Origin of the sequence: Tistrella sp., from assembly GCF_002684955.1 — a bacterium.
Taxonomy (GTDB): domain Bacteria; phylum Pseudomonadota; class Alphaproteobacteria; order Tistrellales; family Tistrellaceae; genus Tistrella; species Tistrella mobilis.
Genome location: NZ_NYWI01000030.1, coordinates 153,127 through 166,423, shown reverse-complemented (window position 1 = coordinate 166,423; position 13,297 = coordinate 153,127). Strand labels below are relative to the sequence as shown.

Below are 13,297 nucleotides of genomic sequence, written 5' to 3'. Positions count from 1 at the left end.
GCGGGCCTCGACAGCGGTTCCGGCAGGGCCGGAAGCGGGGGTCAGCCGACGACCGACTTGATCCACTTCGCCAGATCGCTCTTCTGCATCGCGCCGACCTTGGTCGCCGCGATCTGGCCGCCCTTGAAGACCATCAGGGTCGGGATGCCGCGCACACCGTATTTCGACGGGGTCTGCGGGTTGTGGTCGATGTTCAGCTTGGCGATGGTGACCTTGCCGTCGAATTCCTTCGACAGGTCTTCCAGCGCCGGAGCGATCATCCGGCAGGGGCCGCACCACTCGGCCCAATAGTCGACCAGGACGGGCGTTTCGGACTTCAGCACATCCTGCTCGAACGAGCTGTCGGTGACGGTGGCGATGGCCATGGGAGTTGTCCCCTCAAATCGTGAGCGGCCGCGGAGGCCGGCGGGAGCCGGCACGACGAGGCCGGCGGGCACGCTTGGCTCAATGTAGAAAGCCGCGCGAAGACGGTCAAGCACACCGACCTTTGCGTCGGATGCACGGCGGCAATCCGTGGATCGGGTGCAATTCAACCCGGGCGTTCCAGCGGATCGCCGGGATCCGGATCCGGGGCCCAGCGGTCCAGCAGGCGGTCCGGCAGGTGCATCAGCGACGGCCCGTCGGTCCAGACCAGCGCCGTCTCCACCCGCCGGCCGGGATAGATCCGGCGCAGCACCGCACGATAGGCGGCCATCTGGCGCAGGTAGTGCCGGGCCACCCGGTCCGGATCGGATGGCGGCGGCCGGTCGGTCTTGTAGTCCACCACCAGAACGCGGTCGGCCGAAATCAGCAGCCGGTCGACCGCGCCGGAAACCACGCGGGATCCGATCACGGCACCCAGCGGCACCTCGGCGCGCGAGCCCGGCCCGAAGATCGGCGCGAAATCCGGGTGCATCAGCACCGCCTCCACCTCCGCCGCCAGCGGCGCGACCTCGTCGGGTGCCAGGCCATGGGCGGGGGCGGCCAGGAAGCGGCGGGCGGCCTCGGCGCGGGCTTCCGGGTCCAGATCCGGCAGAACCTGCAGCAGGCGATGCACCAGCCGGCCGCGCCGGAAATGGCGCACGCCGGCATCGCCCAGCGGCGATCGGGCGGGCGGCGGGTCGTCATCGGGTCGCGACGGCGCCAGCGGCCGCGACGGCACCGGTTCGGGCGGCAGCCCCCGATCGGGATGCAGGGCCGCCGGCAGGCCGACCGGCACGACGTCGGGTTCCGCCATCTCGGCGGTTTTGCGTGCAACAGCGCCGTCCTGCGGGCAGGTGAGCCGCCAGCCGGGGCCGGCAATACCGCCCGGCAGCGCCATCTCCGCCGGTGCCGCCATCCCCGCCAGCGCCCCCTGAACCAGGGCATACCAGCTGTCCTCCGGCGCCTCGGGCTTGCCGTGCCAGCCGCAGACATACAGCCGGTCGGCCGCCCGGGTCATGGCGACATAAAGCAACCGGCGGTATTCCTGCCGGTCTTCCATCGCCGTCGCCGCCTGGGCGTCGCGCACCGTGTCGGAGACATCCGCCGATCCGGGCGAGATCAGCAGCATCGGCGCCGGGTCCTCCAGCCAGACCGGTCCTGCCGGCGGGCGGGGCAGGCGGATCGTGTCGGGCAGGAACACCACCGGCGCCTGCAGCCCCTTGGCGCCGTGCACCGTCATGATCCGGACCTCGTCGCGGCCCTGCTCGAGGTCGCGCTTGACCTCGACGGCACTGCGCCCGACCCAGGCGAGGAAGCCTTCCAGGCTCGGCGGCTCGGTCTGCTCGAAGGCAAGCGCCAGGTTCAGGAACTCGTCGATCGCATCCTCGGCCTCGGGACCGAGCCGCGCCACCAGCCGCTGCCGCCCACCCCGGGCCGCCAGCAGATCGGCGTAGAAATCATAAGGCCCCATCCGGTCGGCCGCGCGGGCCAGCGTCGACAGGGTCTCGGCCGCGGCGCGAAGCTCGTCATCCCCGCGGGCCCGCTCCCGCAGGGCCCGGATCAGCGGCGTCCGTCCCTCGGGCGTGCGGCGATCCACCGCCGCCCGGTAGAGCGCCGCCTCGTCCAGGCCGATGATCGGCCCCTTGAGCACCGCGGCCAGGGTCAGGTCATCCTCGGGCAGCAGCAGGGCGCGCCCCAGCGCCACCAGATCGGCCACGGCGATCTGGTCGATCAGCGCCATGCGGTCGACACCCGCCACCGGCACGCCCGCCATCTTCAGCGCCCGGGCCATCCGGCCGACGAAGGCGTTGCGGCGCTGGACCAGAATCAGCACATCGCCCGCCCGGATCGGCCGGCCCTGCGCCTCCAGCATCTCGCCCTCGTCCAGCCAGCGGCGGAGCGTGCCGGCGATGGCATCGGCCACCCGGCCCATCGGGTCGTCCTGGGGTTCGCGCACCACCGGCGCCACCCAGGCATCGTCCGGGTCCAGCTTTTCGGCCACCGCCAGCGGCCAGACTTCCACCACCCCGGCCTGACCGATGCGGGCCGCCTCGTGCCTGAGGGGCCGGCCGGGTTCGACCACGCCGTCGGCCGCCGGCTGGCGGGCGAAGACCGCATCCACCGCATCCAGCACCGCGCGGACCGACCGGAAGGACTGGCGGAGTTCGACCGGCCGCCACCCGCGCGCGGCCCCGGTCACCCGGGCCTCGAAAAAGGCCTGCATGCGCTTGAAGCCGGCCGGATCCGCGCGCTGAAAGCGGTAGATCGACTGTTTCGGATCACCGACGGCGAACACGGTGCGGGCCAGCGGCAGGCCGTCCGCATCGCTGCCCGCCTGCTCGTGGACCGCACCGTCGCCGGCGAAGAACTCTTCGGTCAGCCGCTCGACGACCTTCCACTGTTCGGGGCTGGTGTCCTGGGCCTCGTCGAGCAGCAGATGCATGATGCCGCCGTCGAGCTTGTAGAGCACCCAGGGCGCGATGCCGGGCGTGTCCAGCAACCGCCCCGCCCCCAGGATCAGATCGTCATAGTCCAGCCGCGCCCGGATGCGCTTCTGCCCGTCATACAGTTCCGCCAGCCGGTGCCCCACCCGGAGCAGCGCCACCGAGGCCGCGACCGTCGCAGCCGCACGGCGCTGATCCTCCAGCTCCACCATCCGGTCCTGTTCGCGGCGGAGCGCCGCAAAGGCCGCCGGCGCCGCTTCCTGGGTCGCCTTCACCATCAGCCGGGCACGCGGCTTGCGCTCGGCGGTCATGGTGGCGCCCAGCCGGTCCTCGAAGCGGGTGACGCGCTCCGCCTCGCCGGCCGCCAGCCAGCCGGCCAGCGCCCGACCGCGCACCACATCGTCCTTGCCGGACGACGCGACCAGGGCCTCGGCTGCAGCCTTCAGCCCCGCCTCGTCGAAGCCGCCCGGGGCGCAGGCGGCCGCCAGCTCGCTTTCGGGCGTCGCCCGCGGATCGAGGTCATGGGCCGCCGCCACCCGCCGGCAGGCAGCCTCCAGCGATCCCGTCGCGGCCACGATCCGGCCCAGCCGGTGGCGTTCGCCGATCACCGTGGTCATCAGCCCGGCGAAGGCCTCGGCATCGAACAGGGTCGCCAGCCGGTCGACCGCCGCCCCCAGTTCGGCATCGCCCGCCGCCTCGGCGAAGAGCCGCTCGCGGGCGCCGGCGATCAGCTCGGCGGCATCGCGCTCGTCCATCAGTTCGAAATGCGGCGGCAGCCCGGCTTCCAGCGGGAAGCGCCGCAGCAGCGACTGGCAAAGCGAATGAATGGTCTGGATGTTCATGCCGCCCGGCGTGTCGAGCAGCCGCGCGAACAGCCGCCGTGCCGTGGCGAGTTCGGCCACGACAGGTCTCCGCCCCAGCAGCGCGAGCAGCTCGTCGGTCAGCAGCCCGGCATCCGCCGTCGCCCAGCGCGCCAGGCGGCCCGACAGGCGGAGCGCCATCTCCGCCGCCGCCGCCTTGGTGAAGGTGATGCACAGGATGCGTTCGGGTGCCGCCCCGGCCAGCATCAGCCGCAGCACCCGGTCGGTCAGCACCTTGGTCTTGCCGGTGCCGGCCGAGGCACCCACCCAGACGGACAGGGCGGGATCGGCCGCGATCGCCTGTTCCCGGCTCATGCCTCGTCCTCCCCGGCCTGCCATTCCTGGACGCGGGCGAGATGGACGTAATCCGAGTAGCGCGGGGCCGCCCAGGCACGCGGTCGGGCATGGTAGGGCTGGTCGGGCCGGTCGAAGGCGGTGATCAGCCGCATCAGCCCCGCCGCCGCATCATCGATCAGCGCCCGGGCATCCCCGCCGGGCTTGAGCACGAAGCGCTGCTCCCCGGCCGGCCGCCGGCCCGACAGCCGCCAGAAGGCCAGTTCCGACACGGTCGCACCGGGCACGCCGGCAAACCCGCCACGATCCAGAATGGCCGCCTCCAGCGGCAGCTGCGGGGCCAACCCGCGCTGCACCTCCCTGGTCGACGGCGGTGCGCCGGTCTTGTAATCGATGATCGCAAAGGATCCGTCGGGCAGCCGGTCGATCCGATCGGCGATCGCCGACAGCACGAACCGCCCGCCCGGCGCCTGGAAGGCCAGCTCGCCACGGATCTCGGTCAGGGTGGCGGAAATATGGGCGCGACGGGCGCGTTCAATGCCGGCGAACCAGGCGGCGATGCGCTCGAAGCGCGGCCACCAGAAGGCCAGCACCGCAGGCGGCAGGCGCAGCTCGTCCGTAACCCGCCGCCCCAGCGCCAGCAGACGCTCAACCGCATCCTCGGGCAGGGGGGCCGGGGCCGGCGCCTGTTCGCGCAGGAACCGGTCCAGCACCGCATGGATGAACCGGCCGCGCTCGGCCGCACCCGGGTCGGCATCCACCGGATCCAGCGCCTCCAGCCCCAGAACATGGCGGGCATAGACGGCGTAAGGGTCGCGCATCAGGGTCTCGATCTGGGTGACCGACAGCCGGCGCGGCCGCCGGTCGACCGGCGGCACCGGCGCCGGGGGGCCGGGGCGGGGGCCCGGCGCCACCATGTCCAGCGCCCGCGCCCAGCCGATCAGCGGTATGGCCGCCCGCGCCGCCGCCTCGGCCCGGGCCAGACCGGCACCGGCAATCACCGCATCCAGCCTGAGCAGCCAGCGCGAGGGTACGGTCGGCGTGCCGTCGACCTTGGCCGAACGGGTCACCATCACATTGGGGCTCGATAGCAGGGCCCAGGCGTCATGCGCCGACAGGCCGATCCGCCGTTCGGCCGGCGGGAAGCCCGCCTGCCGGCGCATGGCCGGGCTGAGCCAGGGGTCGGGGCCCGGATCACGCGGCCAGTCGCCCTCGTTCATCGCCCCCAGAATGACCAGATCGGCCGCCAGCAGGCGCGCTTCCAGCGGGCCCAGCACCTGCAGCCGGGGATGGCTGCGCCAGCGCGGCCTGAGCGTGCGTTCGGCCAGCAGGGCCGACAGCAGGGCGGGATAGCGCGCGGTCGGCACATCGCCCAGAACCCCCGCCTCGTCGCGCAGCTCCGCCAGCGCCTGCATCAGCGCCTCGCCGGCCTCGCCGCGCCACAGCCGTTCGGCACCGGTTTCGGGCAGGGCGGCGGTGCCGCCCGCGGCCATCGCCTCGGCAAGATCGGCGGCCGCCACCTCGGCCAGCGCCTCGGCCGCGGCGACATGGGCGTCGAGCAGGGCATCGAACGGCGCCTCACCGGCCGTCATCGCCGCGGCGAAATCGCCGAGACAGGCCTCCAACCGGTCGATCCAGGGCCCGAGTTCCGGGGCCGCACGGCGGATGCGTCCGGCCTCGCGCGCCTCCCCGTCCGCCAGCGCGCCGTCGAGCGCCGCGCGCAGCCCGGCGATGTCGGCCGCAGGCCGCGGCCCGCGCAGCAGGCTGCGTTCCAGCAGCCGCCCGCCCGCCCGGAACCGGCCCGGCGCCAGGCCGCCGCCGGCCAGCGGATGCTTGACCAGGGCCAGCAGCGGCACCGGCGCCATGCGCTCGGCGGCCGCCCGCGCGATCAGGTCCAGAAACACCGCCGGTCCCGACGACATCAGCGGCCGGCCGGCACTGTCGTCGATATCCAGCCCCCAGCGGCGGAGTTCCCCGGTCACCCGGCGGGCGAGGCGGCGGTCGGGGGGGACCAGCATCGCCGTCCGCCCCGGCACCTCCAGCGTCTCGCGCAGGGCGAGTGCGATGGCCGTCGCCTCGGTGCGGGGATCCGGCGCCTCCAGCCGGGTCAACCCCTCAAGCGCCGCCGCCCGGACATGGGAGAGGTCGGCCCAGCGGTCCGTGGTCTCCGCCGGGCGGAAGGCCTCGGCCAGCAGCACCCGCCGGTCGCGGCCGGCCCGCATTGCCGCCGCCGGCACACCGGGCCAGACCGGTATTGCCGCGGGCCTCAGGCCCAGCTCGTCGAGCAGGCGGGTCAGGCCATGCTGGGGATGGGTCGGATCCTGGCGGATCGCGGCACGGGTATCCTCGTCCGGGGTTTCGTCCAGCGCCGGCAGCACCACCGCGCCGTTGGGCAGGCGGGCGATCACCCGGATCAGCGCCCGCGTCGCCGCCTGGCTGCCGGTCGATCCGGCGACGATGACGGGGTCGGCGGGCGGCATGGCTTCCAGCCGCGCCGCCTCGGCCCGGATCAGCCGGTTGCGGCGGTCGATGGCGTCGATCGCGCCCGATTCGGCCAGGATCTCGGGCCAGAAGCGGCGGACGATGTCGACGAAGGCCAGCACCTCCTGCCAGTGCTTCGCATAGGCTTCGGGCACCAGCCGGTCCAGGCAGGCCAGATCCACATCCTCGACCAGCGCCTCGTCGAGCAGGCGCGCCAGTGCATCGGCCAGCCGCGCGGCTTCATCCAGCGTCAGGGCCTGGCCGTGGTCGCGGGCGCTCCAGCGCTCGATCAGCCGCGCCAGCCGCAGCCGGCGGGCCAGCGGCGACATGGCCGGCGGCAGGTCCAGGATGTCGGCGGCACTGCCGGGATCGCCCGCCTCGGCCAGCATCAGCTCTTCGGCCTCGACATCGCCGAGCGGCTTCAGCCGCGGCAGCAAGGCCGCCTCGCCGTCGGCGGCGATCAGAAAGGCCCGGGCCAGTTCGTCGATCGCGCGCCGTGTCGGCAACAGCACGGTCATCCGCCCCAGCCGGTCCGGATCACCATCGGCCGCGGCGATCAGCCCCCGGGCCAGCGCATCCAGAAAGCCGGTCCCGGCCGGGATGCGCCAGACCCCTTGCGGCCAGCGGGCCATGGCCTCAGCCGATCCGGTCGTACCGGCCGCGGACCACCCGGTCGGCCAGTCTGACCGCGTCGGGCGTGCCCACGGCGACGAAGGCACCGTCATGGACCACGCCGTAAAGCCGCTCGCGCTCAATCGCCCGATCGAACAGCAGGTTCAGCGAGAATTTGCCGGCGGGCGCGTCCTCGAACAGCGCCGGGCTCAGGATCTGCAGGCCGGAATAGAGGAAGGGGGCGACCTCGCGTTCCCGCCGGCGGCGCAGGCGGCCGGTCTGGTCCATGACGAAATCGCCGGTGCCGCCGACGCTCAGCGCATAGGGCATCGGCACCAGCAGCAGCAGCGCATCCATCCGCCCCGCATCGAAGGCGCGGGCCAGCACCTCGGCCGCCGGCGTCGGACCGTTCAGAAGCAGCTGGTCGGCATTGCTGACGAAGAAAGGCGCATCGCCGAGCCACGGCAGCGCCTTCGCCACGCCGCCGCCGGTCTCCAGCAGATCCTCTTCATGGCTTTCCAGCAGCTCCACCCCGGCCGGCAGCCGCGGGCGCACCGCATCCAGATGGGCGCGCATCTGTTCGGCATGATGGTGGGTATTGACCACGATCCGGCGGACACCCGTTTCGGTCAGCCGGTCCAGCGTCCAGTCGATCAGCGGCCGGTCGGCCACCTCGACCAGCGGCTTGGGGCGGGTCTCGGTCAGGGGCCGCATGCGGGTGCCGAGCCCTGCCGCCAGCACCATGGCCGTCCGGGGCGCACCGGCAAAGCGGATGGGGTCGGTCCTGGTCATGCGGGATCTCCTTCAGTCGTCGTCGTGCCGGCCGCGTCCGGATCGCGCGGCCGGGTGCAGCCGCGGGCATCCCAGGGCAGGGTCTCGTCCAGCCAGTCGGCCAGCGCATGCAGGGCGGGATGCACCAGGTCGCGTTCGATCAGCCCCCAGACCCGCGGCTGGTAGTTCAGGTAGCGCGGCTTGCCGTCGCGCAGATGCAGCCGGGCGAAGATGCCGGCGATCTTCATGTTGCGCTGGGCCCCCAGGATCGCCAGCGCCGTGCGGAAGCTCTCGCCGTCCAGGGCATCGCGCCTGCGCCGCAGATAGCGCTCCACCATCGCCTCGGCCAGATCCGGCGCCACGTCGCGGCGGGCATCCTCCAGCAGCGAGACCAGATCATAACCGGGATGGCCGATCAGCGCGTCCTGGAAGTCGATCAGCCCCACCCGCGACAACCCGCGCCGGGCCGGCATCCACAGCAGCTTTTCGGCATGATAGTCGCGCAGCACCAGCACCTCGGGCCGCGCCACCTGGTCGATCAGCGGTCTCAGCCGGTCGAGGAAGCCTGCGCGCTCGGCCGCGGTCGCCGCGCGGCCGAGCGCAAGCGGCCAGTACCAGTCGATCAGCAGCAGGGCCTCGCGTTCAAGCGTCGCCGCGTCATAGACCGGCACATCCAGCGCCGCCGCCCCCGGCCGGTCGTGCAGATCGGCCAGCAGGTCGACGGCCGCCGCATAGATCGCGGTCTCGAGCGTCGGGTCGCGGTCCAGCACCACCCGCACCAGATCGTCGCCCAGATCCTCCTGCAGCACGAAGCCGGTCTCGGGGTCGGCCGCCAGAATGGTGGGGGCGGCATAGCCCATCGCCTTCAGATGGGCCGCCACCTTCAGGAAGGGGCGCACATCTTCATGCGGCGGCGGCGCGTCCATCAGCACGGCGGTCTGGCGATCGAGCTTCAGCCGGTCATAGCGCCGGAACGAGGCATCGCCCGCCAGCACCGTGCGTTCGGCACCGCGCCAGCCGGCACGGGCGACGAAGCGGGCGCGATCGAGATCGCGGGCATCGGTCGGGACCGGGGCTGCGGAAGGGGTATCGGTCATGAGCATGTCCGTGGCGGTGAACCGGGCGCTGCCGGGTTCCCAGAGGTAAGATGGCCAAGCCGCGCCGTCCAGTCGCCGGACGGGTGGAGCGTGACCAGCCGTGCGCCGTCGGGCGCGATGGTGATCGACAGGCGCAGCGCCCCCGGATCGAGCCGGCCGCCGGCACGATCCGGCCATTCGATCAGCGCCAACCCGTCTTCCGCGGCCTCCCACAGCCCCAGCTCGTCGATCTCGTCCGGATCCTCGATCCGATAAAGATCGGCATGAACGACCGGAAGGTCCGGCAGATCATACAGCTGGACCAGGGTGAAGGTCGGGCTCGGCACCTCGATCGCGGCACCGGCAAGCGCCCGGATCAGCGCACGCGAGAACGCCGTCTTGCCGGCCCCCAGATCGCCGTCGAGCAGGACCATGCCGCCGGCGGCCATTACCGGCGCCAGGCGCTGTGCAAAGGCCTCCGTCTCCGCCTCGCTCGCGAGGCGGACCACCGGCGCCGGGGCACCGGTTCCGCCGGTTTCGGGGGCCCGACAGAGACGGGATCCCGGGCCGGCGCCATGGCGGATCGTCATGCACATCCGCGGGTTCTAGCCTGTCGGCGCGGCCGCGGCAATGGCCGCCTTGCGGCAACGGCCCGACAAGGGCCACCGGGCTCTTGACAAAGATGGTCCGACTGAGTCACAAGCCTGTCTTCGCGCGAGGGCGGGCGACATCCGCCGCCATCACCCTTGTGCGGAACGTCACGCCGATCGATCTTCAGCATCACCACCCTGGAACGGGGGCCGATGCCGGAGGCCGGCCGGCGCCCGCCCGGTCGGGCGATACAGACCTTCGGCGACGAAGGCATGTGTCCCCGCCGATGGGAGCATCAGAGGCCGGCGATCGTCGCAGGCCCGCTCCGAGCGAGACGGAAACCGATACGATGTTCGAGAATCTGACCGGCCGGCTCGGCGAGGTCTTCGACCGCCTGAAGCGCCGTGGTGCGCTGACCGAAGCCGACGTGACCGCGGCGCTGCGCGAAGTGCGCATCGCGCTGCTGGAAGCCGATGTCGCCCTCCCCGTCGTCAAGGACTTCATCTCCGCCGTGCGCGAACGCGCCGTCGGCCAGGAGGTGCTGCGTGGCATCAACCCCGCGCAGATGGTCATCAAGATCGTCCACGATCACCTGACGGACATGCTGGGCGGCGACGCGGTCGAGGTCGACCTGAACGCGCCGGCCCCGGTCGCGATCATGATGGTCGGCCTGCAGGGCTCGGGCAAGACCACCACCTCCGCCAAGCTCGCCCGTCGTTTCCGCCTGCGCGACAAGAAGCGCGTCCTGCTCGCCTCGCTCGACGTCTATCGTCCGGCAGCGCAGCAGCAGCTGGAAGTTCTGGCGAAGCAGGCCGAGGTCGGCAGCCTGCCGATCGTCTTCGGCGAAAAGCCGGTGGCGATCGCCGAGCGCGCGATGAAGATCGCGGCCCGCGAAGGCTATGACGTCGTCATCCTCGACACCGCCGGCCGGCTGCATATCGACGACGTGCTGATGGACGAGGTCGCGGCGGTCAAGTCGAAGGCCCGCCCGCACGAAACCATCCTGGTCGCCGACGCCATGACCGGCCAGGACGCGGTGACCATCGCCAAGACGTTCCAGGACCGTGTCGGCCTGACCGGCATCGCGCTGACCCGTGTCGACGGCGACGCCCGCGGTGGTGCGGCGCTGGCCATGCGTTCGGTCACCGGCAAGCCGATCAAGCTGCTGGGTCAGGGCGAAAAGCTCGACCAGCTCGAGACCTTCCACCCCGAGCGCATCGCCTCGCGCATTCTCGGCATGGGTGACGTGGTCTCGCTGGTGGAGAAGGCGGCCGAGACCATCGACCGCGAAGAGGCCGAAAAGCTCGCCGCCAAGATCCAGAAGGGCACGGGCTTCGATCTCGACGACATGGCCAAGCAGCTGCGCCAGCTGCGCAAGATGGGCGGCATGAAGGGCATGCTCGGCATGCTGCCGGGTGTCGCCAAGATGAAGGCGCAGCTGAACGACGCCAAGCTGGACGAGAAGATCCTGGTTCGTCAGGAGGCGATCATCATGTCGATGACGCCGAAGGAACGCCGCAATCCCGAGATCATCAAGGCCTCGCGCAAGAAGCGCATCGCCGCCGGCTCGGGCAGCAGCGTCCAGGACGTGAACAAGCTGCTCAAGCAGCACCAGGACATGGCCAAGATGATGAAACAGGTCGGCAAGCTCGGCAAGAAGGGCATGATGCGCGGCGGCCTGCAGAACCTGTTGCCGCGCATGTGATCCGGGCCATTCCACCCCGCCTCATCCCGCGCGCACGCTTCCCAAGATCCCCGTCTTTCCAAAGAAGACACCACCTCCGATACAGGACCCTCCATCCGATGTCCGTGAAGATCCGCCTGACCCGCCTCGGTGCGAAGAAGAGCCCCGTCTACCGCATCGTCGTCGCCAATTCGCGCAACGCCCGCGACGGCGCCTATATCGAGAAGATCGGCACCTACAACCCGCTGGCGGCCAAGGACGATCCGAACCGGATCGTGCTGAACACCGAGCGCGCCCAGTACTGGGTCGGCGTCGGCGCCCAGCCGACCGATCGCGTTGCCCGCTTCCTGGCCGCCGCCGGCATCATCGCCAAGGTCGACCGCAGCAACCCGAGCAAGGGCAAGCCGAAGGCGAAGGCGCAGGAGCGCATGAAGGAAGCGGCCGCCGCCGCTGCCGCCGCCGAAGCCGCTGCCGCCGAGGCCTGATCCGGGCCAAGGCTTCCGGCCCGATCCATAGAGGGAACACCGTTCGTCCATGTCCCGCCCCGGACGTCCCGCCGGCCCCGCCGGGGGCCGGGCTGCCCCGCCGCAGCCCGCCCCGGTCGATCCGGCAGAACTGGTCTGCATCGCCGAGTTTGCCGCCCCCCAGGGGGTGCGCGGGCTGGTGCGTCTGCGCCCGTTCACCGAGGATCCCGAGGCGGTGGCGGATTACGGCCCCCTCTATGACCGCACCGGCACCCGCGCCTTCCGTATCCGCATCACCGGCCCCCACAAGGTGGGGCTGGTGGTGAAGGTGGATGGCGTGGACGACCGCGATGCCGCCGCCGCCCTCACCGGCACCCGGCTCCACGTCCCCCGCTCCGCCCTGCCGGCGATCGAGGATGACGAAGAGACCTGGTACCAGGCCGATCTGATCGGCCTCGAGGTGGTGGATCAGGCAGGCGCCGTGGTGGGGCGCGTGCGGGCCGTCCATGATTTCGGCGCGGGCGACATTCTGGAGATCGACCGGCCGGGCGACCGGGCATCGATGATGCTGCCCTTCACCCGCGCCTATGTTCCCGAAGTGTCGGTCGCAGCCGGACGGATGGTGATCGATCCGCCGGAGGGGCTGGAATGAGCGGCCCCGCGGCCGGGGACGGGATCGAGGACGGCAGGGGCGAGAGTCCCTGGTCTGCCGAAATCCTGACCCTTTATCCCGAGATGTTTCCCGGGCCGCTGGGGCATTCCCTGGCGGGGCGGGCGCTCGACCGCGGGCTTTGGAAGCTCGGCGTCACGCAGCTGCGCGATTATGGTCTCGGCCGGCATCGCGCGGTCGACGATACGCCGTCCGGGGGCGGTCCCGGCATGGTCATGAGGGCCGATGTCCTGGCCCCCGCGATCGATGCCGTGATCGAAAAATGCCCCGGCCACGCCTTGATTTACTTGACTCCGCGCGGGCAACCGCTTACCCAATCGCGGATCAGACGTCTGGCCGCCGGGCCCGGCGTCATCGTCCTGTGCGGCCGGTTCGAAGGCGTGGATCAACGCCTTCTCGACGCCCGGCCGTTCGAGGAGATCTGCCTCGGTGATTTCATCCTCTCCGGTGGGGAACTCGCAGCGTTGGTCATGATCGACGCTTGCGTGCGCCTGTTGCCGGGTGTCATGGGGGCCCATGCCTCCCAGGCAGAGGAAAGCTTCGAGGACGACCTGCTCGAATACCCGCACTACACCCGTCCCGATGTCTGGGAAGGGCGCGCGGTGCCGGAGGTTCTGACCTCGGGCCACCACGAGCGGATCCGGGCCTGGAGACAGGACCGGGCAGAGGCGGTGACGCGGGAGCGACGGCCCGATCTGTGGGCGCGGCGTGAGGCGCGCCGCCGCGGCAGCGGCGGCGGGACCTGACGCCGCGCAACCTTGCCGGCCCCGGTTTTTCGTCCGGGCATCGTCAGGGTCGCCGGAAGAAGCTGAAGACCGAAGAAGCTGAAGACCAAAGACCTGGAAGACCCCCGGATCATCCGGGAAAGCATTGACTTGAAACTGGCCTGCGCCCGGGGCGCGGCCCCCAACATGGCGAAGGCAGGCGGCCCGGTCCGCCCGCCGGATG

At 71.7% G+C, this 13,297-nt stretch carries 10 protein-coding genes; 4 read left to right on the top strand and 6 right to left on the bottom strand.

The genetic code is table 11. The features are described 5' to 3' along the window. Window positions 1-41: 41 nt before the first annotated feature. From trxA to tsaE, 6 genes are all read right to left on the bottom strand, one after another. On the bottom strand, window positions 42-365 hold the full coding sequence (gene trxA, locus CMO28_RS09670) for a thioredoxin TrxA (RefSeq protein WP_014746756.1): 324 nt from the start codon (window positions 363-365) through the stop codon (window positions 42-44). A 164-nt stretch (window positions 366-529) separates the two neighbouring features. Next, window positions 530-4,021, bottom strand: coding sequence for a double-strand break repair helicase AddA (gene addA, locus CMO28_RS09665; protein ID WP_296712954.1), 3,492 nt, complete (start codon window positions 4,019-4,021; stop codon window positions 530-532). Continuing rightward, a complete protein-coding gene (gene addB / locus CMO28_RS09660) occupies window positions 4,018-7,113 on the bottom strand; it encodes a double-strand break repair protein AddB (RefSeq protein WP_296712952.1) in 3,096 nt (1,031 codons plus the stop codon). The genes addA and addB overlap by 4 nt, the downstream gene beginning before the upstream one ends. A gap of 4 nt (window positions 7,114-7,117) precedes the next feature. Next, the gene (locus CMO28_RS09655; protein ID WP_296712950.1) at window positions 7,118-7,885 is read right to left on the bottom strand and encodes a nucleotidyltransferase family protein; all 768 of its coding nucleotides are present in this window, start codon (window positions 7,883-7,885) and stop codon (window positions 7,118-7,120) included. Beyond that, on the bottom strand, window positions 7,882-8,961 hold the full coding sequence (locus tag CMO28_RS09650; protein WP_296712948.1) for an aminoglycoside phosphotransferase family protein: 1,080 nt from the start codon (window positions 8,959-8,961) through the stop codon (window positions 7,882-7,884). Before CMO28_RS09650 ends, CMO28_RS09655 begins: the two co-directional genes overlap by 4 nt. After that, a complete protein-coding gene (tsaE, locus tag CMO28_RS09645) occupies window positions 8,958-9,530 on the bottom strand; it encodes a tRNA (adenosine(37)-N6)-threonylcarbamoyltransferase complex ATPase subunit type 1 TsaE (protein ID WP_296712947.1) in 573 nt (190 codons plus the stop codon). The genes CMO28_RS09650 and tsaE overlap by 4 nt, the downstream gene beginning before the upstream one ends. A gap of 350 nt (window positions 9,531-9,880) precedes the next feature. Between tsaE and ffh the strand changes: the two genes are divergently transcribed. The 4 genes from ffh (at window position 9,881) to trmD (ending at window position 13,095) form a co-directional block, all read left to right on the top strand. Continuing rightward, on the top strand, window positions 9,881-11,236 hold the full coding sequence (gene ffh, locus CMO28_RS09640; protein WP_014746762.1) for a signal recognition particle protein: 1,356 nt from the start codon (window positions 9,881-9,883) through the stop codon (window positions 11,234-11,236). 98 nt (window positions 11,237-11,334) lie between these two features. Further along, complete coding sequence (gene rpsP, locus CMO28_RS09635; protein WP_014746763.1) at window positions 11,335-11,700, top strand: 30S ribosomal protein S16; 366 nt, start codon at window positions 11,335-11,337, stop codon at window positions 11,698-11,700. Window positions 11,701-11,749: 49 nt separating this feature from the next. Next, complete coding sequence (gene rimM / locus CMO28_RS09630) at window positions 11,750-12,331, top strand: ribosome maturation factor RimM (protein WP_082828914.1); 582 nt, start codon at window positions 11,750-11,752, stop codon at window positions 12,329-12,331. Next, window positions 12,328-13,095 carry a tRNA (guanosine(37)-N1)-methyltransferase TrmD gene (gene trmD / locus CMO28_RS09625; protein WP_296712944.1) on the top strand — a complete coding sequence of 256 codons (768 nt, stop codon included), beginning with the start codon at window positions 12,328-12,330 and terminating at the stop codon, window positions 13,093-13,095. Before rimM ends, trmD begins: the two co-directional genes overlap by 4 nt. The last annotated feature ends 202 nt before the right edge of the window (window positions 13,096-13,297 follow it).

Bases quoted from the DNA above. Each gene is read 5' to 3' on its own strand.
- CMO28_RS09655 (WP_296712950.1), bottom strand. From the start codon at position 7,885: ATGACCAGGACCGACCCCATCCGCTTTGCCGGTGCGCCCCGGACGGCC.
- addB (WP_296712952.1), bottom strand. From the start codon at position 7,113: ATGGCCCGCTGGCCGCAAGGGGTCTGGCGCATCCCGGCCGGGACCGGC.
- rimM (WP_082828914.1), top strand. From the start codon at position 11,750: ATGTCCCGCCCCGGACGTCCCGCCGGCCCCGCCGGGGGCCGGGCTGCC.
- CMO28_RS09650 (WP_296712948.1), bottom strand. From the start codon at position 8,961: ATGACCGATACCCCTTCCGCAGCCCCGGTCCCGACCGATGCCCGCGAT.
- trmD (WP_296712944.1), top strand. From the start codon at position 12,328: ATGAGCGGCCCCGCGGCCGGGGACGGGATCGAGGACGGCAGGGGCGAG.
- tsaE (WP_296712947.1), bottom strand. From the start codon at position 9,530: ATGACGATCCGCCATGGCGCCGGCCCGGGATCCCGTCTCTGTCGGGCC.
- ffh (WP_014746762.1), top strand. From the start codon at position 9,881: ATGTTCGAGAATCTGACCGGCCGGCTCGGCGAGGTCTTCGACCGCCTG.
- addA (WP_296712954.1), bottom strand. From the start codon at position 4,021: ATGAGCCGGGAACAGGCGATCGCGGCCGATCCCGCCCTGTCCGTCTGG.
- trxA (WP_014746756.1), bottom strand. From the start codon at position 365: ATGGCCATCGCCACCGTCACCGACAGCTCGTTCGAGCAGGATGTGCTG.
- rpsP (WP_014746763.1), top strand. From the start codon at position 11,335: ATGTCCGTGAAGATCCGCCTGACCCGCCTCGGTGCGAAGAAGAGCCCC.